We start from the raw sequence: 19,366 nt of genomic DNA, 5'->3' as shown, positions 1-19,366 counted from the left end.
TGCTCCTTACGAAAGTGTGAAGTGGTCGGTCGTCCCCGGGACTGGATCAGTCGTGGGAGTGGAGAGGCTTGCCGGCCAGGGCCAGGTGGGCCTCGCCCATCGCCTCGTTCTGCGTCGGGTGGGCGTGGATGAGCTGCGCGACCTCGGCCGGCAGCGCCTCCCAGTTGTAGATCAGCTGGGCTTCGCCGACCTGCTCGCCCATACGGTCACCGACCATGTGGACGCCGACCACGGCACCGTCCTTGACCTGGACGAGCTTGATCTCGCCCGCGGTCTTCAGGATCTTGCTCTTGCCGTTGCCCGCCAGGTTGTACTTGAGGGCGACGACCTTGTCCGCACCGTAGATCTCCTTGGCCTTGGCCTCGGTGATGCCGACGGAGGCGACCTCGGGGTGGCAGTACGTCACCTTCGGCACGCCGTCGTAGTCGACCGGCACGGTCTTGAGTCCGGCGAGCCGCTCCGCCACCAGGATGCCCTCGGCGAAGCCGACGTGCGCGAGCTGGAGGGTCGGGACCAGGTCGCCGACGGCCGAGATCGTCGGGACGTTGGTCTGCATGTACTCGTCGACGAGGACGTAGCCGCGGTCCATCGCGACACCCGCCTCCTCGTAGCCCAGACCCTGCGAGACCGGGCCGCGGCCGATCGCGACCAGCAGCACCTCCGCCTCGAAGGTCTTGCCGTCGGCGAGGGTCACCCGCACGCCGTCCTGCGTGTACTCGGCCTTGTCGAAGAAGGTGCCGAGGTTGAACTTGATGCCGCGCTTGCGGAACGCGCGCTCAAGAAGCTTCGAGCTGTTCTCGTCCTCGACCGGGACCAGGTGCTTCAGACCCTCGACGATCGTGATGTCGGCCCCGAAGGACTTCCACGCCGAGGCGAACTCGACGCCGATGACGCCGCCGCCCAGGACGATCGCGGACTTCGGCACGCGGTCCAGCTTCAGCGCGTGGTCCGAGGAGATGACGCGGTTGCCGTCGATCTCCAGGCCGGGCAGCGACTTCGGCACGGAGCCGGTCGCCAGCAGCACATGACGGCCCTGGACGCGCTGACCGTTGACATCCACCGAGGTGGGCGACGAGAGACGGCCCTCACCCTCGATGTAGTGCACCTTGCGCGAGGCGATGAGACCCTGCAGGCCTTTGTACAGGCCCGAGATCACGTCGTCCTTGTACTTGTGGACGGCCTCCATGTCGATGCCCTCGAAGGTGGCCTTCACGCCGAACTGCTCGGCCTCGCGGGCCTGGTCGGCGATCTCGCCGGCGTGCAGCAGCGCCTTCGTGGGGATGCAGCCGTTGTGCAGGCAGGTGCCGCCGACCTTGCCCTTCTCGATCAGTGCGACGTCCAGGCCCAGCTGAGCTCCGCGCAGGGCCGCGGCGTAACCGCCGCTACCACCGCCGAGGATCACTAGGTCGAAAACGGTGCTGGCGTCGTTCGCCACGTCACGTCCTCCATGCATGTGCGCCGTACGCCGGGCCCCGTCGCTGGGGTGTGACCGGCCGGTCGGCTGGTGTTCGGCCGCTTGCGTTTTTCGGCCCTGTGGTGGGGGCCCTGTCCTGCCGAGAACCCATCTTCGCACTTGTTGAGTCCGGACGGGACGCGGGCCCCTGCTCCGAGCCGGACGAAGATCCGGACCGGATGGTTGCCGAGACGTACATATTTCCGGAAATATGCCGGTCGGATCCACCGTGAGGAACACCGACGGCCCCGGACGTATGCCCGGGGCCGTCTGCGCCGCAAGCGAACCTCGCGCGCGGGACCGCGCGCGGTGCCGGCTCCGGACTCAGCCGAGGTCGCCGGCCGCGGTGCGCTCCGCCAGCCGCACCAGGGTGCGGACAGCGGATCCGGTGCCGCCCTTGGGCGTGTAGCCGTAAGGCGCGCCCTCGTGGAAGGCCGGGCCCGCGATGTCCAGGTGCGCCCAGGCGATGCCCTCGCCCACGAACTCCTTCAGGAACAGACCGGCCACCAGGCCGCCGCCCATGCGCTCGCCCATGTTGGCGATGTCGGCGGTCGGGGAGTCCATGCCCTTGCGCAGGTCGGCGGGGAGCGGCATCGGCCAGGAGGCCTCGCCGACCTCCTCGGCGATCTCGTGGACCGACGTACGGAACGCGTCGTCGTTGGCCATCACACCGAAGGTGCGGTTGCCCAGCGCCAGGACCATCGCACCGGTCAGGGTCGCCACGTCGACGATCGCGTCCGGCTTCTCCTCCGACGCACGGGTCAGCGCGTCGGCGAGGACGAGCCGGCCCTCGGCGTCGGTGTTGAGGACCTCGACGGTCTTGCCGCTGTACATGTGCAGGACGTCACCCGGGCGGGTGGCGTTGCCGGACGGCATGTTCTCGGCGAGCGCCAGCCAGCCGGTGACGTTGACCTGGAGGCCGAGGCGGGAGGCCGCGACGACGGCGGCGAACACGGCGGCGGCGCCGCTCATGTCGCACTTCATCGTCTCGTTGTGGCCCGCCGGCTTGAGCGAGATGCCGCCCGAGTCGTAGGTGATGCCCTTGCCGACCAGGGCGAGTGTCTTCTCCGCCTTGGGGTGCGTGTAGGCGAGCTTGACCAGGCGCGGGCCGTGCGTGGAGCCCTGGCCGACGCCGAGCAGACCGCCGTAGCCGCCCTTGACGAGCGCCTTCTCGTCGAGGACCTGCACCTTGATGCCGTGCTCCTTGCCGGCGGCGGTGGCCACGGCGGCGAAGGACTCGGGATACAGGTCGTTCGGCGGGGTGTTGATCAGGTCGCGGGCCCGGTTGATCTCCTCGGTGACCGCGACGGCGCGCTCGGCGGCCGCCTTGAAGGCCTTGTCACGCGGCTTGGCGCCGAGCAGGGCGACCTCGGCGAGCGGAAGCTTCGCGTCGTTCCGGCCGGACTTGGCGCTCTTGGGGGCGAGCTTGTTCTCGCCGCCCTGGTAGGCGGTGAACGCGTACGCACCCAGCAGGGCGCCCTCCGCGACGGCACCGGCGTCCTCCGCGGACTCGGCGGGCAGCGCGAACCCGGCCTTCTTCGACCCCTTCAGCGCACGCGCGGCGGAGCCCGCGGCCCGGCGCAGCGCCTCGGCCTCGTACCCCTCGTCCTTCGCCGGGACCGGACCGAGGCCGACCGCGATGACGACCGGGACCTTGAGGCCGGACGGGGCGGGGAGCTTGGTCACTTCGCCCTCGGCACCGGAGGCGCCAAGCGTCTCCAGGACGGTGGCGAGCTTTCCGTCGAACGCCTTGTCCACGGCCTCGGCGCCCGGTGCGAGGACCGGCCCCTTGGCTCCCTTGGCGACGCCGACGACGAGTGCGTCGGCGCGCAGCGTCGCCGCACCTGAGGTGCTGAGAGTGAGAGCAGTCACGGTGGTGAAATCTCGCTTCCGTTGAGTTGTGTGCCGGTCGAGGGGTGGGCCGACCGTGCCCAGCGCATCGTAGATCCCGCCGTGACGCGCCGGGAACGAGCCTACGCGCGCCTCCGCTTCCGGCTCACGGGGGCGGGGCCGTCCGAGGGGCCGGCCCTGCCGTCAGGGGCCCTCGGGGTCCCGTCACGAGAGGCCGGGGGAGAGCGCCAGCAGCGTCACCGTGGCCGCCGCCTCCTCCAGCGCGCCGAACACATCGCCGGTCACCCCGCCGAAGCGGCGCACGCAGTGACGCAGCATCACCTGCGCGGCGCCGAGGCCGGCCAGGGCGGCGAGGGCATGGTGCAGGCCGGTGCCGTATCCGCCCAGGAGCGCACCGGCCGCCGCGCAGCACGCGACCACCGCACAGGCCACGGCCGCCCCGCCCCGGGGCGGGACGGTGCCCGCCACCGCCGCGCCGAGGCCCTCCGGACGGGCGGGCGGGACGCCGCGGCGCGAGGCCAGCGTGAGCGCGAGCCGTGCGGTGACGGCGGCGGTGACGGTGCCCAGCGCGCCGTCCGCCCAGCCGCGGCCGTAGAGCTCGTGGAGCGCGGCGACCTGGGCCAGCAGCACGAACAAAAGCGTGATGACGCCGAACGGACCGATGTCCGACTGCTTCATGATCCGCAGCGCGTCCTCGGCCGGCTTGGCGCTGCCGAGCCCGTCCGCGGTGTCCGCGAGGCCGTCCAGGTGCAGCCCGCGGGTCAGCGCGGCGGGGAGCGCGACGGAGGCGACCGCCGCCAGCAGGGGTCCCGACCCGCCCCACAGGAAGAGCACCCCGGGGACCGCCGCGAGCACTCCCACGACGAGTCCGGCGAGCGGGGCGCACAGCATGCCGGCGCGGGCGGTACCGCGGTCCCAGCGGGAGACGCGGACGGGGAGCGCGGTCAGGGTGCCGAAGGCGAAGCGCAGACCGTGGCTGTTCAGGGAGGTCACCGCGCGCAGGCTAGCCGGTGCGGCGGCGTGCCGGATTGGGCAGAGTGGCACATAAGCCGCACATGCGGCTGTCCGGACGGAGGTGGCATGAGTCACTGGTTCCAGCAGAACATCGTCGAGCCCGGCAAGCTCCCGCTGCTGCTCGCCCTGAGCGCGTTCGTGCTGACCTTCGCCGTCACCAGGATGGTCACCCGGATGATCAGGGCCGGGAAGGGCCCGTTCCGCAACATCGCGCCCGGCGGTGTGCACGTCCACCACGTGGTGCCCGGCGTCGTGCTCACGGTGATCGGTGGCTTCGGAGCGGTCGCGAGCGGCCAGCACGGTGTCGCCGCCGGGATCCTCGCGGTGGTCTTCGGGACGGGAGCCGGCCTGGTGCTCGACGAGTTCGCCCTGATCCTGCACCTCGACGACGTGTACTGGACCGAGGAGGGCCGGCAGAGCGTGGAGGTCGTCGTCCTCACCGCCTCGCTCGTCCTGCTGGTGCTCGCCGGCTTCTCACCGCTCGGTGTGGACGAACTGAGCGGTGAGCAGCAGCAGAACAGGCTGGGCGTCGTCCTGACCTACGTCCTCAACTTCGGCTTCGTCCTGATCACCCTGTTCAAGGGCAAGGCCCGGATGGCGGTGCTCGGCACCCTCATCCCGTTCATCGCGCTGATCGGAGCGCTCCGCCTGGCCCGGCCCGCCTCGCTGTGGGCGAAGCGCTTCTACCGCCGGCGCCACCGGGCCCGCGCCAGGGCGGTGCTGAGGGCGTATCACCACGATGTCCGCTGGGCGGGGCCCCGACGCCGCTTCCAGGACCTGATCGGAGGGGCGCCGGACAGGACCCCGCTGCCGGGACCCGGCCCCGGCGGCGGGACGTGAGGCCACGCCACCGGGCCGCCCCCGAGGGGGCGTCGTCTCAGGCGGTCGAGTCCGCGGCCTTCGACGGCTCCTCGGTCTCCGCTTCCTTCTTTTCCGGCGCGGACTCCGACGGGAGCTCCGGCGCGGACTCCGACTCGGGCTCCGACTCGGGCTCCGGGGCGCGCTCGGGCAGCTCCGCCGCCAGCGCCGCCGCGGCCTGGACGAGCGGCAGCGCCAGCAGGGCCCCGCTCCCCTCGCCCACCGTCACCCCGTGGTCCAGCAGCGGGGTCAGGGCCATCCGGTCCAGCGCCTTCAGCTGCGCCGGCTCCCCGCTGAGCTGCCCCGCAAGCCACCAGTCCGGCGCCCGGAATGCCGCCCGCTGGGCCACCAGGGCGCAGGCCGCCGAGACCACGCCGTCCAGCACCACGGGCATGCGGCGCACCGCGCTCTGCAGCAGGAACCCCGTCATGGCCGCCAGGTCCGCACCGCCCACGGCCGCCAGCAGCTCCAGCTGGTCACCGAGGACCGGCCGGGCCCGCCGCAGCGCGTCCCGGACCGCGGCGCACTTACGCATCCACGCCAGGTCGTCGATACCCGCGCCGCCGCGCCCGGTCACCACCGAGGCGTCCGTGCCGCACAGGGCGGCGATCAGGGTCGAGGCGGCCGTCGTACCGCCGACGCTCAGATCGCCCAGCACCACCAGGTCGGTGCCGGAGTCGGCCTCCTCGTCGGCGACGCGCATCCCGAGGCGTACGGCCTGCTCGGCCTCCTCGGCCGTCAGCGCGTCCTCGACGTCGATCCGGCCGCTGCCGCGCCGCACCCGATGGCGTACGACGGCTTCGGGCAGCAGCTCCGGGTCGCAGTCCAGGCCGGCGTCCACGATCCGTACGGGGACGGAGAAGCGCCGGGCCAGCACGGCGACGGGGCTCGCACCGTCCAGCACCGCCCGGACGAGCTCGTGCGCGGTTCCCGCGGCCCGCCCGGAGACCTCCAGCTCCGCCACCCCGTGATCACCGGCGAACAGCACGACGCGCGGCTGCTCGACCGCCTTGACCGGCACCGACTGCTGGGCGGCCGACAGCCATTCACCCAGCTCGTCCAGGCGGCCGAGCGCACCGACGGGAACGGCGAGCCGCTCCCGTCGTTCCTCGGCATCACGCCGTACGCCCCCGTCGGGGCGTTCGATCAGGTCGGAGAAGTCGTCCAGATTCACGGGGGTCTGCCTCGCGGGTCGGCGCTAGGTGGGCCGGAACCCGCCGGGGGGCTCCTGCCCGGAACAGTACCCGGCGCTCCTTCCCGCACCCACGGCCCCGCATCCGCCCACGGCTCAGCCCCGCAGCACCAGCGCCTGCCCCGCGACCACCAGCAGCACCTGCTCGCACTCGGCCGCGAACGCGGCGTTCAGACGGCCCAGTTCGTCCCGGAAGCGCCGCCCGGAGGCCGTCGCCGGGACGACACCCGAGCCGGTCTCGTTGGTCACGGCGACGACCGTACGACGGGTCCCGCGCACCGCGCGGACCAGCTCGGCGACCCGTCCGCGCAGCTTCTCCTCCCCGCCGCCCGCCCACCGGTCGTCGTCCCACGCGCCGACCCGGTCCATCGCGTCCGTCAGCCACAGGGACAGACAGTCGATCAGCAGCGGCGGGCCGTCCTCCTCCAGCAGACCGGCGAGCTCGCAGGTCTCCTCGGTGCGCCAGGCGGCAGGCCTGCGCTCCCGGTGCAGCCCGATCCGGGACTCCCACTCCGCGTCCCCTTCGCGGCGCCCGCCCGTCGCCACGTACACCACCTCGGGGAAGGTCTCCATCCGCTGTTCGGCCTCCACCGACTTCCCCGACCGGGCCCCGCCCGTGACCAGAGTGCGGCGGGGGACCTCGGGCACGGCGTGGTAGGCGCCCACCGGCAGCGTCGTCCCGTCCGGTACGGCCCGCGCCCCGCCCGCCGCGAGCCGGCGGTCCAGCGCGGGGCCGGGGGGCGCGTCGTGGTCCAGATGGACGGCGATCACCTCGGTGGTGGGCCCCACGGCCTGCACGGCCCGCAGCCGGGCCACGGCGTCCGGCCGCGCGATCACATCGCACACGACCATGTCGTACGGCTCCGCCACCGGGTCGGCCAGACCGGCGGGGGAGGCCCCGGGCGGCAGATAGAGCAGGCGTTCGCCCTCCGGTGCCGTCACCTCGTAACCGGTGCCCGGGGCGTCCATCGCCAGGGCCCGGATCCGGTGCCCGCTGATCAGCGTCAGCTCCTGGCCGTCCGGGACACGCCCGGCGGGCGGGAGCGAGGCGGGCAGCTCCACGGCGGGCCCGTCATGGGGGTGGGTCAGCAGCACCTGCCGTACGCCGGCGAGCGAGTGTCCCGCGCGGGCGGCGGCGAACACGGCGCCCGGGGTGAGGTCCAGCAGCAGCGCGTCGTCCACGAGCAGCGCGGTCGCGGCGCGGGCCCCGGCGCCGCGGGAGGACGCGCAGACGGCGCAGGGGCAGTCGGGCCGCGGCAGCCCGTCGGGGGCTCCGGTGCCGAGCAGTGTCAGTTCCACGCTCTGATCCTCCCGTGTCCATGAACCACCTGCGCGCCCGGGACACCCACTAGTCTGCGGGGAGCAACGTGACCCAGGAGGCGGACATGGCGTGGACGTGGCGGTTCGAGAAGTCCGACGGTACGGAGACGGAGCCGGCGCTGCAGCCGGAGGAGTTCACGACTCAGGGCGACGCGGAGTCCTGGATCGGTGAGTTCTGGAAGGAGCTCCTCGAAGGCGGCGCGGACCAGGTGACGCTCTTCGAGGACGCGACGAAGATCTACGGCCCGATGAGCCTCCAGGCCGACTGAGGCCCCGCGACCGCCCGGGCCCCGGGGCCCGGGCGGGACTTCGTCTCCCCGCCCTCACCGACCGGCCCTCAGATCTCGCCCAGGGTGACCTCGGCCGTCTTCCTCGAGTCCCCCCGCGTGTACGTCACCCGGACCTTCCGGCCCGGCTTCTCGCCCGCCAGAGCCTCCGAGAGCGAGGTGATCGTCGTGACGGGAGTGTCGCCGATCCGGGTGATGACGTCCCCGACGCGCAGGCCGGCATCCGCCGCCGCCCCGTCCTTCTCGACGCTGACGATCGCGACACCGGCGGGCTGGTAGTCGTCGTCGACGACGGTGCGGCCCGTGATGTCCAGAGCCGCCCGGCCCGAGTCGGTGACCTTTCCCGACCGGATGATCTGGTCCGCGACCGTCCGCACCATCGAGACGGGAATCGCGAACCCGATCCCGGGTGCCGCGCCGCCGCCCTGCTCGCTGTCCGTCGCCGCGAGGGTCGGGATGCCGATGATCTCGCTGTCGAGGTTCACCAGTGCGCCGCCGCTGTTGCCCGGGTTGATGGCCGCCGAGGTCTGCACCATGTCGGCGAGCGTCGCCCCGGTGCCGCCGCCCGAGCGGCCTTCGCTGACCGTCCGGCCCACGGCCGAGACGATGCCCTGGGTGACGCTGCTGGAGAGACCGAGCGGTGAGCCCATCGCCAGGACGATCTGTCCCACCTCGACCTCGTCCGTGTCCCCGAACTCCGCGGCCCGCAGCCCGCCGGGGACGGCGTCCAGCTTGATGACGGCCAGGTCCTGCTCCGGGTAGGAGGAGACCAGGGACGCCTTGAGCACCTTCTCTCCGGTGGCGACGCTGACGTCGAACGTCTTCTCGCTGCCCACGACATGGGCGTTCGTGACGATGTGGCCCTTGTCGTCGTAGACGATGCCCGAGCCGAGCGAGTCTCCGGCGCCGATCTGCACGACGGAGGGCAGCACGTCCTTGATGACGGTCTGGTACTGATCCTCCAGATCGCTCGTGGCCCGGGACACCACCGCCTGCTGGGCCGGAGCGGCGGACGGGGCGGGGCCCGGCCCGGCGCAGCCGACCGCCAGGGCGATCACGCAGGCGCCGGCGGCCAGGGGCATGAGTGAGCGGCGTACCCGCCTGCGGGAAGGGGTTGCGTCCATGCCCGGAGTATCGCCAGGGCCCGCCGTCCACGGCCTGCGCTGGTGGGCCGATCAGGCGTACGGCGGCGACGGATTCAGCCGCTCAGGCCGTGCCGGCCCGGGGTGCGCTCCCCGGCTGCGTCAGCCGCGTACGCCGCACAGGTGCAGCAGCGCCGCCACCCCGCGGTACGGATCGGTCCGCCCCGCGCGGTCCTCGGCCGCGAACACCCGCGCCAGCTCCTCGGGGCCCGGCAGCTCCGCGTCGTTGCTCACGTTGTCCGTGAAGACCCGCACGCCGTACCAGGCGTGCAGCGGGGCGGCGATCCCGGCGAGGGTGGCCCGCAGGACTTCGAGCCGGTCGGCCCGGACGTCGAGGCCGAGCCTGTTCGTGTACGTGTCCGTGTCGAACGCGGCGAGGGCCGCGCCGAAGTCGCCGGCCGATCCCGGGCGCATCGCCAGCGCGTCCGCGTTCCGCACGAGCAGGGAGAGCAGCCCGCCGGGGGCCAGCATCCTGGCCAGGCCGGCCAGCAGCGGATCCGGTTCGGGGACATACATCAGCACCCCGTGACAGAGCACCACGTCGAAGCTGCCGGGCAGGAAGTGCACCCCGGTGTCACGGCCGTCGCCCTCGATGAGCCGCACCCGCTCCCGGATGCCCTCGGGCTCGGCCGCCAGGGACTCCCGGGCCGACCGCAGCATCTCGGCGTCGGACTCGAGGCCCGTCACGGAGTGGCCGGCCCGGGCCAGGCGCAGTGCCTGCGTGCCCTGGCCCATGCCGACGTCGAGCACCCGCAGCCGCTGCCCCACGGGGTAGCGAGCGGCTATCTGCTCGTCGAGCTGCCGGGCGACGAGCTCCTGGCGGACCGTGTTGCGCAGTCCGCCGAGCCCGCCCAGCCACTGGGAGGACACCCCCGTGAAGCCGGAGGTCTCCGTGCTCAGGGCCGCTCTCCCCGCTTGACCTGAGGCTTGGGAAGGCGCAGCCGGCGCATCTGGAGCGTACGCATCAGGCCGTAGGCCACCGCGCCGCGCTTCGGTGTGTCGGGGAAGCGCTGGGCCAGCTGCTTCTTGAGCCGGAACCCGAGGCCGATGGAGTCGACGACGATCAGCACGATCACGCCGAGCCAGAGCAGCAGCGAGATGTTCTGGATGTTCTGGATCTGGATCACGCTGAGGATCAGGATGATCACCGCGAGCGGAAGGAAATACTCCGCGATGCAGAAGCGCGAGTCCACGAAGTCACGGACGAAGCGCCGCACGGGCCCCTTGTCGCGCACCGGCAGATAACGCTCGTCACCCGAAGCGAGAGCCTCCCGCTGCCGGGCCATGTCGGCCCGGCGTGCTTCGCGCTGGCGCTTGGCGGCCTCCTTGCGGTCGGTCGGCGCACCGCTGGAGGCACGTCGGCGCTGCGTCTGGGCGTCGCTGCGCCTGGGGGTGGGGCGACCCTTGGGAGCCTGGGGGTCGCGGGGCTGCTTGGAGAGGTCCGCCGTCACCTTGCCGGTGGGGGCCTTCTCTTCCTTGGAACGGCTACGGAACACAAAACCCAAGGGTACGGGGTCGTCCGGTACTACCGGGGACCGGCCGGGAACGATCCGGCAACGGCCTGCGTCCTGAAAAGTGTTCCGACAGGGGCAGAACGGACGTTGCCCACGCCATCCCTGATGGTCTTCTACTCCCTGCGCGGGAGCGGTTACCGGCGGCAGTCGTCCTTGCGGAGGAGCACATCCGTGCTCGAACAGTGCGGTAATGGAGACAGGGCCCGTACTGTGGGTTCTGTTGGAGTGCTGGAGCTCAGTCCGTCAGAAGGGGGCGCGCGAAGCCCATGAGCGGTGTCATGAAGCGTATGGGAATGATCTTCCGCGCGAAGGCAAACAAGGCCCTTGACCGGGCCGAGGATCCGCGCGAGACCCTCGATTACTCGTACCAGAAGCAGCTCGAACTGCTCCAGAAGGTACGCCGCGGTGTCGCCGATGTGGCGACCTCGCGCAAGCGGCTGGAGCTGCAGCTGAACCAGCTGCAGGGACAGTCGTCCAAGCTGGAGGACCAGGGCCGCAAGGCGCTCGCGCTCGGCCGCGAGGACCTGGCCCGCGAGGCGCTGTCGAGGCGCGCCGCCCTCCAGCAGCAGGTTTCGGACCTGGAGACGCAGCACCAGACGCTGCAGGGCGAGGAGGAGAAGCTCACCCTCGCGGCCCAGCGTCTGCAGGCCAAGGTCGACGCCTTCCGGACGAAGAAGGAGACCATCAAGGCCACCTACACCGCGGCCCAGGCCCAGACGCGGATCGGCGAGGCATTCTCCGGCATCTCCGAGGAGATGGGCGACGTCGGCCTGGCGATCCAGCGGGCCGAGGACAAGACCCAGCAGCTCCAGGCGCGCGCCGGGGCCATCGACGAGCTGCTGGCCTCCGGGGCCCTCGACGACCCGTCCGGCACGGCGAAGGACGACATCGCCGCCGAGCTGGACCGGATCTCCGGTGGTACGGATGTAGAACTGGAGCTGCAGCGCATGAAGGCCGAGCTGGCCGGCGGTTCCGCCGGGCAGCAGCAGGCCATCGAGGGCGGCGCCGAGGACGCGGCACCGCAGGCGCAGCAGTCCCCGCACAAGTTCGACAAGCAGTGAGGGCGGCGTCATGATCGTACGGATCATGGGGGAGGGCCAGGTCGTACTGGCCGACAGTCATGTCGCCGAGCTGAACAAGCTCGACGACATACTCCTCGCGGAGATGGAGAGCGGTGACGGACCGGGCTTCCGCACCACGCTCCACGCTCTCCTGGACAAGGTGCGCGAGCTCGGCTCACCGCTCCCGGACGACTCCCTGGAGCCGTCCGAACTGATCCTGCCGTCACCCGACGCCACCCTCGAAGAGGTGCGCTCCATGCTCCGCGACGACGGGCTGATCCCCGGCTGACCGGCCCGCCCGCTCCGCACTCCCACGATGCCCCGTACCGGCCGGACCGGTGCGGGGCATCGTGCCGCGCGCACACTGCCGTGACACCGTCCGGACCGCACCGCCGACGGCACGCCGTACCGTAGCTCGACGTGACCACCCTCGGAACCGGGCTCGTGCGCACCCGCCGCTGGCTGCGAGGCCACCCCCTCGCCTTCGACGCCGGCCTCGCCCTGGCCGTGCTCGTCTGCATGATCTGCGCGTCGTTCGCCGAGCCGGACCCGGGCCACGGGCCCGTCTTCGGAGCGCGGACGCCCGAGGTGTCGAGCGTCCTGCTGATGGTGCTCGCCGCCGCGGCACTCGTCCTGCGCCGGCGCAGGCCCATGACGGTGCTGGCGGTGACCGGGCTGCTGTCCGTCGTCGAGTTCGTCTTCATGGATCCGCCCGCCCCCGTCGTGATGAGCGCCGTCATCGCGCTCTTCTCCGTCGCGGCCAGTACCGACCGCCCCACCACCTGGCGGGTGGGCCTGCTGACCATGGGGGTGCTGACCGTGGCCGCGATGGTGGTCGGCACGACGCCCTGGTACAGCCAGGAGAACCTCGGTGTCCTCGCCTGGACCGGCCTCGCCGGTGCCGCGGGTGACGCCGTGCGCAGCAGACGCGCGTTCATCGACGCGATCAGGGAACGGGCCGAGCGCGCGGAACGCACCCGCGAGGAGGAGGCCGGCCGCAGGGTCGCCGAGGAGCGGCTGCGGATCGCCCGGGACCTCCACGACGTGGTCGCCCACCACATCGCCCTGGTCAACGTCCAGGCCGGGGTCGCGGCCCACGTCATGGACAAGCGCCCCGACCAGGCGAAGGAGGCGCTCGCCCACGTAAGGGAAGCCAGCCGCTCCGCCCTCAACGAACTGCGGACCACGGTCGGGCTGCTGCGCCAGTCCGGCGACCCGGAGGCGCCCACCGAACCCGCCCCGGGGCTCGCCGTCCTCGACACCCTGGTCGACACCTTCCGCAATGCCGGGCTCCCCGTCGAGGTCGCCTGTACCGACCCGGACAGCCCGCTGCCCGCGGCGGTCGACCTCGCGGCCTACCGGATCATCCAGGAGGCGCTGACCAACGTACGCAAACACGCGGGCGCCGACGCGAAGGCCGAGGTGAGCGTCGTACGGGTCGGGAGGACCGCGGAGGTCACCGTGCTCGACGACGGCAGGGGAGGGGACCCGCGCCCCGCGCCGTCCGACGGAGGCAGGCACGGCCTGATCGGCATGCGCGAGCGCGTCACCGCCCTGGGCGGCACCCTCACGGCGGGGCCCCGTTACGGAGGCGGATTCAGGGTTCATGCGATCCTGCCCGTCACATCCCGCACACGCGCTCCGGAAGGGCCGGACACGGCGGGGACGACGGGGGGACGCGCATGACGCCCATCAAGGTGCTGCTCGCCGACGACCAGGCGCTGCTGCGCAGCGCCTTCCGGGTGCTGGTCGACTCCGAGCCCGACATGCGGGTCGTCGGCGAGGCCGCCGACGGGGCGGAGGCCGTGGAACTGGCCCGCTCGACCCTCGCCGACGTCGTGCTGATGGACATCCGGATGCCGGGCACCGACGGACTCGCCGCCACCCGCATGATCAGCGCGGACCCGGACCTGGCGGGCGTACGGATCGTCATGCTCACCACCTTCGAGGTGGACGAGTACGTCGTGCAGTCCCTGCGCGCCGGCGCGTCCGGCTTCCTGGGCAAGGGCGCGGAGCCGGACGAGCTGCTCAACGCCATCCGTGTCGCTGCGGCCGGAGAGGCCCTGCTCTCCCCGGTCGCGACCAAGGGCCTCATCGCCAGCTTCCTGGCCCAGGGCGGCGGCACGGAGGACCCGGACGGCACGGAGTACACCGAGCGCCTCGCCGCGCTCACCGGGCGCGAGCGCGAGGTGCTCGTCCAGGTCGCGGGCGGTCACTCCAACGACCAGATCGCCGACCGGCTCGTCGTCAGCCCCCTCACCGTGAAGACCCATGTGAACCGGGCCATGGCGAAACTGGGCGCGCGGGACCGCGCGCAATTGGTCGTCATTGCCTACGAATCGGGTCTGGTCCGCCCCAGGGTGGAGTGACGGGTGGAGAAGCGGCTACTCCAGCTGCGGTATGCGCGGGACAAGAAAGCAACCCGGGGGCCGACGATTTCGGTCACGGGGACGGCGATCGTATAGATGGGCGGGCTGTGTCCCCTGTGCTCACCGGAGTGAGTACCGAACGGCCCCTCACCTGCCGCGTACGCCACAGAAGAGAGACCCACCCATGTCCTGGCTGTCCAGATTCAGCCTCGCGCAACGGGCCCTGATCGGGCTGATCTCGATCGTCGCGCTCGTTTTCGGAGCGATCGCGATCCCGCAGCTCAAGCAGCAGCTGCTGCCCACCATCGAACTCCCGATGGTGTCGGTGCTGGCGCCCTACCAGGGTGCGTCCCCCGACGTGGTCGAGAAGCAGGTCGTCGAACCCCTCGAGGACGCCATCAAGGCCGTCGACGGAGTCGAGGGCATCACCTCGACCGCCAGCGAGGGCAACGCCGTCATCATGGCGAGCTTCGACTTCGGTGACGAAGGCACGAAGCAGCTCGTCGCCGACATCCAGCAGGCCGTGAACCGCGCCCGCATCCAGCTGCCCGACGATGTGGACCCGCAGGTCATCGCGGGTTCGACGGACGACATCCCGACCGTCGTCCTCGCCGTCACCTCCGACGAGGACCAGCAGGCGCTCGCCGACAAGCTGGACCGCACGGTCGTCCCGGCGCTCCAGGACATCGAGGGCGTCGGCCAGGTCGCGGTCGACGGTGTCCAGGAGCTCCAGGTCTCCGTCGTCCCCGACGACAGGAAGCTCGCCGCGGCGGGCATGAACGCCGCCTCGCTGGCCCAGGCACTCCAGGCCGGCGGAGCCACCGTCCCGGCCGGCTCCTTCGCCGAGTCGGGCAAGAGCCGCACCATCCAGGTGGGCGGTTCCTTCACCTCGCTCCAGCAGATCGAGGACCTGAAGGTCTCCGCGGCGGACCCGGCGGGCAAGGCCGGAAAGCCGGTCCGCGTCGGTGACGTCGCCACGGTGAAGCAGGAGCCCGCCACCGCGGTCTCCATCACCCGTACGAACGGCAAGCCGAGCCTCGCCGTCATGGCGACGATGGACAAGGACGGCAGTGCCGTCGCCATCTCGGACGCCGTCGAGGACAAGCTCCCGGACCTGCGCAAGGACCTCGGCGCCGGCGCCGAGCTGACCGTCGTCTCCGATCAGGGGCCCGCCGTCTCCAAGGCGATCTCCGGTCTCACCACCGAAGGCGCGCTCGGCCTGCTCTTCGCGGTCGTCGTGATCCTGGTGTTCCTCGCCTCGATCCGCTCGACGCTGGTCACCGCGGTCTCCATCCCGCTCTCCGTGGTCCTCGCGCTGATCGTGCTCTGGACCCGCGACCTGTCGCTGAACATGCTCACCCTCGGCGCGCTGACCATCGCGATCGGCCGCGTCGTCGACGACTCGATCGTGGTCCTGGAGAACATCAAGCGGCACCTCGGCTACGGCGAGGAGCGCCAGTCGGCGATCATCACCGCGGTCAAGGAGGTGGCCGGCGCCGTCACCTCGTCCACGCTCACCACCGTCGCGGTCTTCCTGCCCATCGGTCTGGTCGGCGGCATGGTCGGCCAGCTCTTCGGGTCGTTCTCCCTCACCGTCACGGCGGCCCTGCTGGCCTCCCTGCTGGTTTCTCTGACCGTGGTCCCGGTCCTCTCGTACTGGTTCCTGCGGGCCCCCAAGGGCACCGCCGCGAACCCGGACGAGGCGCGTCGCAAGGCCGAGGAGAAGGAAGCCGCCAGCCGGCTCCAGCGGATCTACGTCCCGGTGCTGCGCTTCGCGACCCGGCGCCGTATCACCAGCATCGTCATCGCCTTCGTGGTCCTGTTCGGCACCTTCGGCATGGCCCCCCTGCTGAAGACGAACTTCTTCGACCAGGGCGAGCAGGAAGTCCTCTCCATCAAGCAGGAGCTGACTCCCGGCACGAGTCTGGCTGCGGCCGACGAGGCGGCGCAGAAGGTGGAGAAGGTCCTCGCCGCGGACGACGGCGTGAAGGACTACCAGGTGACCGTCGGCTCCTCCGGCTTCATGGCGGCCTTCGGCGGCGGTACGGGCGCCAACCAGGCGTCCTACCAGATCACCCTCAAGGACTCGGCGGACTTCGACGCCACCCAGGAGCGGATCGACGAGGCCCTCGGCAAGCTCGACGGCATCGGTGACACCACCATCGCCGGCGGCGACGGCTTCGGCAGCCAGGACCTGAGCGTCGTGGTCAAGGCCGCCGACGCGGACGTCCTGAAGAAGGCGTCCGAAGAGGTGCGGACCGAGGTCGCGAAGCTCGACGACGTCACCGACGTCCAGAGCGACCTGGCGCAGAGTGTCCCGCGCATCTCGGTCAAGGCCAACGACAAAGCGGCCGACGCGGGGTTCAGCGAGGCGACGCTCGGCGCGGCGGTCGCGGGCGCCGTGCGCGGCACCCCGTCCGGCACGGCGATCATGGACGACACCGAGCGTGACGTCCTGGTGAAGTCGGCGAAGCCGGCCACCACGATGGCCGAGCTGAAGGCCCTGCGGCTCGGTTCGGTCGAGCTCGGCCAGATTGCCGACGTGAAGCTGGTCCCCGGCCCGGTCTCGATGACCCGGATCGACGGTCAGCGCGCGGCGACGATCACCGCCAGGCCGACCGGCGACAACACGGGCGCGGTGAGTGCCTCGCTCCAGACGAAGATCGACGCCCTGGACCTCCCGGAAGGCGCCACGGCGACCATCGGCGGCGTCTCGCAGGACCAGGACGACGCCTTCATGAAGCTCGGCCTGGCCATGCTGGCCGCCATCGCGATCGTCTTCATGCTGCTGGTGGCCACCTTCCGGTCGCTCATCCAGCCGCTGATCCTGCTGGTCTCCATCCCGTTCGCGGCGACGGGCGCCATCGGCCTCCTGGTCGCCACCGGCACCCCGATGGGCGTCCCGGCGATGATCGGCATGCTGATGCTGATCGGCATCGTGGTGACCAACGCGATCGTGCTGATCGACCTGATCAACCAGTACAGGGCGCAGGGCATGGGCGTCGTCGAGGCAGTCGTCGAGGGCGGTCGCCACCGTCTGCGTCCGATCCTGATGACGGCACTGGCGACGATCTTCGCCCTGCTCCCGATGGCGCTCGGCGTCACGGGTGAGGGCGGCTTCATCTCCCAGCCGCTGGCGGTCGTGGTGATCGGCGGTCTGATCACGTCCACGCTGCTGACCCTGCTCCTGGTGCCGACGCTCTACGCGATGGTCGAGCTCCGCAAGGAGCGCCGCGCGAAGAAGAAGGCGGCCAAGCGCGAGGCGAAGTCCGGCGAGGCGGCCCCCGACGCTCCGGAGGAAGCCACCTCCGAGGAGCCGGAGCCCGCGAAGGCCTGACACCCTCCGGTGACAGAGGAAGGCCCCCGACGCCCTTGCAAGGGCGTCGGGGGCCTTCCTCTGTCACGAGGGAGCCACGGGGGCTACGGCAGCGCCAGCATCCGCTCCAGCGCCAGCTTCGCGAACTTCTCCGTCTCGGCGTCGACCTGGATCCGGTTGACCAGGTTCCCCTCGGCCAGGGACTCCAGGGTCCACACCAGGTGCGGCAGGTCGATCCGGTTCATCGTCGAGCAGAAGCACACCGTCTTGTCGAGGAAGACGATCTCCTTGTCCTCGTCGGCGAAACGGTTCGCCAGCCGGCGCACCAGGTTCAGCTCCGTGCCGATGGCCCACTTCGAGCCGGCCGGGGCCGCCTCCAGGGCCTTGATGATGTACTCCGTCGAGCCCACGTAGTCCGCGGCCGCCACGACCTCGTGCTTGCACTCCGGGTGCACCAGCACGTTGACGCCCGGGATCCGCTCCCGTACGTCCTCGACGGACTCCACCGAGAAGCGCCCGTGCACCGAGCAGTGCCCGCGCCACAGGATCATCTTCGCGTCCCGCAGTTGCTCGGCTGTCAGGCCGCCGTTCGGCTTGTGCGGGTTGTAGAGGACGCAGTCCTCCAGGGTCATCCCCATGTCCCGCACGGCCGTGTTCCGGCCCAGGTGCTGGTCCGGGAGGAAGAGCACCTTGTCGCCCTGGTCGAAGGCCCACTCCAGCGCCCGCTTCGCGTTGGACGAGGTGCAGATGGTGCCGCCGTGCCTACCGGTGAAGGCCTTGATGTCGGCGGAGGAGTTCATGTACGAGACCGGCACGACCTGGTCGGCGACTCCCGCCTCCGTCAGCACGTCCCAGCACTCGGCGACCTGCTCCGCGGTGGCCATGTCGGCCATCGAGCAGCCGGCGGCCAGGTCCGGCAGGACGACCTTCTGGTCGTCGCCCGTCAGGATGTCCGCGGACTCGGCCATGAAGTGCACGCCGCAGAAGACGATGTACTCCGCCTCGGGCCGTGCCGCCGCGTCGCGGGCGAGCTTGAAGGAGTCACCGGTGACGTCCGCGAACTGGATGACCTCGTCGCGCTGGTAGTGGTGCCCGAGCACGAAGACCTTGTCCCCGAGCTTCTCCTTGGCGGCGCGAGCCCGCTCCACCAGGTCCGGGTCGGACGGGGAGGGCAGGTCGCCGGGGCATTCGACCCCGCGCTCGCTCCGCGGGTCGGCCTCGCGGCCGAGCAGCAGAAGGGCGAGGGGCGTCGGCTGGACATCCAGGGGCTGGGCGGTGGTCACGACACGCACCCTTTCTTTTCTGCGAAAAGCCTTTTCGTCTAATTGACGCTATCTATCATAACCGCTTTGTGTCAGCTTGACGATGCCCATAGCGTCGATGTGACGCATCCCCCCGCGCATGCGGTGTGCGAGCATGAAGGGAACAGACACGCGCCTGGCCCGGAATGAATCCGCGGCCCCGATGGTTGGACCGTCGGCAAGCAGTCCGTACAACCCCGGGAGAGAAGCAGATGTCCGTATCGGACGAGACCACCACCGTGAGCGACGGCATCCTCCTGTCCGACGCCGCCGCAGACAAGGTCAGGACCCTGCTGGAGCAGGAAGGCCGTGACGACCTCGCGCTGCGCGTCGCCGTACAGCCCGGCGGCTGCTCGGGGCTGCGCTACCAGCTCTTCTTCGACGAGCGCTCGCTCGACGGCGACGTCGTGAAGGACTTCGGCGGCGTCAAGGTCGTCACGGACCGGATGAGCGCCCCGTACCTGGGCGGCGCCTCCGTCGACTTCGTGGACACCATCGAGAAGCAGGGCTTCACGATCGACAACCCGAACGCCACGGGCTCCTGCGCGTGCGGTGACTCCTTCAGCTGAACCCTGAGTCGTACGACAGCGGCGGGGGGCCCCCCCCCCGGGGGGCCCCCCCCCGGGGGGGGCGGGGGGGGGGGGGCGGCCGCGGCGCCCGGCCCCCCCCCCCCCCGCCGCGCCCCCCA

Annotated in this window: 17 protein-coding genes; 8 read left to right on the top strand and 9 right to left on the bottom strand. The window is 71.4% G+C overall.

The genetic code is table 11. The annotated features are described in order from the left end of the window. Positions 1-46: 46 nt before the first annotated feature. From lpdA to ACIBCU_RS02040, 3 genes are all read right to left on the bottom strand, one after another. Positions 47-1,435, bottom strand: a complete 1,389-nt coding sequence (gene lpdA, locus ACIBCU_RS02050) for a dihydrolipoyl dehydrogenase (RefSeq protein ID WP_104784911.1) — start codon at positions 1,433-1,435, stop codon at positions 47-49. A gap of 342 nt (positions 1,436-1,777) precedes the next feature. Beyond that, positions 1,778-3,325 (bottom strand): leucyl aminopeptidase, encoded by a 1,548-nt coding sequence (locus ACIBCU_RS02045; RefSeq protein ID WP_362933850.1) that lies wholly within the window; start codon positions 3,323-3,325, stop codon positions 1,778-1,780. A 183-nt stretch (positions 3,326-3,508) separates the two neighbouring features. Continuing rightward, positions 3,509-4,297 (bottom strand): adenosylcobinamide-GDP ribazoletransferase, encoded by a 789-nt coding sequence (locus ACIBCU_RS02040; protein WP_399228574.1) that lies wholly within the window; start codon positions 4,295-4,297, stop codon positions 3,509-3,511. Positions 4,298-4,384: 87 nt separating this feature from the next. Between ACIBCU_RS02040 and ACIBCU_RS02035 the strand changes: the two genes are divergently transcribed. Continuing rightward, positions 4,385-5,158 (top strand): hypothetical protein, encoded by a 774-nt coding sequence (locus ACIBCU_RS02035; RefSeq protein WP_362933844.1) that lies wholly within the window; start codon positions 4,385-4,387, stop codon positions 5,156-5,158. Positions 5,159-5,195: 37 nt separating this feature from the next. On the opposite strand, the gene cobT is transcribed toward ACIBCU_RS02035, so the two are convergent. Both cobT and ACIBCU_RS02025 read right to left on the bottom strand, forming a co-directional pair. Further along, positions 5,196-6,350, bottom strand: a complete 1,155-nt coding sequence (gene cobT, locus ACIBCU_RS02030) for a nicotinate-nucleotide--dimethylbenzimidazole phosphoribosyltransferase (RefSeq protein WP_399228571.1) — start codon at positions 6,348-6,350, stop codon at positions 5,196-5,198. Positions 6,351-6,464: 114 nt separating this feature from the next. Further along, entirely contained in the window at positions 6,465-7,667 is a 1,203-nt protein-coding gene (locus tag ACIBCU_RS02025) for a bifunctional adenosylcobinamide kinase/adenosylcobinamide-phosphate guanylyltransferase (RefSeq protein ID WP_362933838.1), read from the bottom strand. 86 nt (positions 7,668-7,753) lie between these two features. Between ACIBCU_RS02025 and ACIBCU_RS02020 the strand changes: the two genes are divergently transcribed. Beyond that, positions 7,754-7,957, top strand: coding sequence for a hypothetical protein (locus tag ACIBCU_RS02020; RefSeq protein WP_099176312.1), 204 nt, complete (start codon positions 7,754-7,756; stop codon positions 7,955-7,957). A gap of 68 nt (positions 7,958-8,025) precedes the next feature. Here the strand turns inward: ACIBCU_RS02020 and ACIBCU_RS02015 are convergent, their stop codons facing one another. The 3 genes from ACIBCU_RS02015 to ACIBCU_RS02005 form a co-directional block, all read right to left on the bottom strand. Next, positions 8,026-9,099, bottom strand: a complete 1,074-nt coding sequence (locus tag ACIBCU_RS02015) for a S1C family serine protease (protein WP_399228569.1) — start codon at positions 9,097-9,099, stop codon at positions 8,026-8,028. A gap of 120 nt (positions 9,100-9,219) precedes the next feature. Then, on the bottom strand, positions 9,220-9,987 hold the full coding sequence (locus tag ACIBCU_RS02010; protein ID WP_362933832.1) for a methyltransferase domain-containing protein: 768 nt from the start codon (positions 9,985-9,987) through the stop codon (positions 9,220-9,222). 26 nt (positions 9,988-10,013) lie between these two features. After that, on the bottom strand, positions 10,014-10,613 hold the full coding sequence (locus ACIBCU_RS02005; protein WP_362933829.1) for a DUF3043 domain-containing protein: 600 nt from the start codon (positions 10,611-10,613) through the stop codon (positions 10,014-10,016). Positions 10,614-10,909: 296 nt separating this feature from the next. Here ACIBCU_RS02005 and ACIBCU_RS02000 point away from each other — a divergent pair, with 296 nt between their 5' ends. The 5 genes from ACIBCU_RS02000 (at position 10,910) to ACIBCU_RS01980 (ending at position 17,398) form a co-directional block, all read left to right on the top strand. After that, positions 10,910-11,692, top strand: a complete 783-nt coding sequence (locus tag ACIBCU_RS02000; protein ID WP_362933826.1) for a PspA/IM30 family protein — start codon at positions 10,910-10,912, stop codon at positions 11,690-11,692. A 10-nt stretch (positions 11,693-11,702) separates the two neighbouring features. Beyond that, positions 11,703-11,981, top strand: a complete 279-nt coding sequence (locus ACIBCU_RS01995) for a hypothetical protein (protein ID WP_104784897.1) — start codon at positions 11,703-11,705, stop codon at positions 11,979-11,981. A gap of 131 nt (positions 11,982-12,112) precedes the next feature. Continuing rightward, complete coding sequence (locus ACIBCU_RS01990; protein ID WP_362933823.1) at positions 12,113-13,378, top strand: sensor histidine kinase; 1,266 nt, start codon at positions 12,113-12,115, stop codon at positions 13,376-13,378. Then, on the top strand, positions 13,375-14,061 hold the full coding sequence (locus ACIBCU_RS01985; protein WP_362933820.1) for a response regulator transcription factor: 687 nt from the start codon (positions 13,375-13,377) through the stop codon (positions 14,059-14,061). Before ACIBCU_RS01990 ends, ACIBCU_RS01985 begins: the two co-directional genes overlap by 4 nt. Positions 14,062-14,245: 184 nt before the next feature. Then, a complete protein-coding gene (locus tag ACIBCU_RS01980) occupies positions 14,246-17,398 on the top strand; it encodes an efflux RND transporter permease subunit (RefSeq protein ID WP_399228564.1) in 3,153 nt (1,050 codons plus the stop codon). 83 nt (positions 17,399-17,481) lie between these two features. On the opposite strand, the gene nadA is transcribed toward ACIBCU_RS01980, so the two are convergent. Continuing rightward, positions 17,482-18,669 carry a quinolinate synthase NadA gene (nadA, locus tag ACIBCU_RS01975; RefSeq protein ID WP_399228562.1) on the bottom strand — a complete coding sequence of 396 codons (1,188 nt, stop codon included), beginning with the start codon at positions 18,667-18,669 and terminating at the stop codon, positions 17,482-17,484. A 221-nt stretch (positions 18,670-18,890) separates the two neighbouring features. Here nadA and ACIBCU_RS01970 point away from each other — a divergent pair, with 221 nt between their 5' ends. Beyond that, entirely contained in the window at positions 18,891-19,247 is a 357-nt protein-coding gene (locus ACIBCU_RS01970; protein WP_056784314.1) for an iron-sulfur cluster assembly accessory protein, read from the top strand. Positions 19,248-19,366: the final 119 nt, after the last annotated feature.

The organism is Streptomyces sp. NPDC051064 (genome assembly GCF_044455985.1).
Taxonomy (GTDB): domain Bacteria; phylum Actinomycetota; class Actinomycetes; order Streptomycetales; family Streptomycetaceae; genus Streptomyces.
The sequence above is the reverse complement of the archived record's forward strand: the minus strand, read 5'-3'. Positions and strand labels throughout refer to the sequence as shown.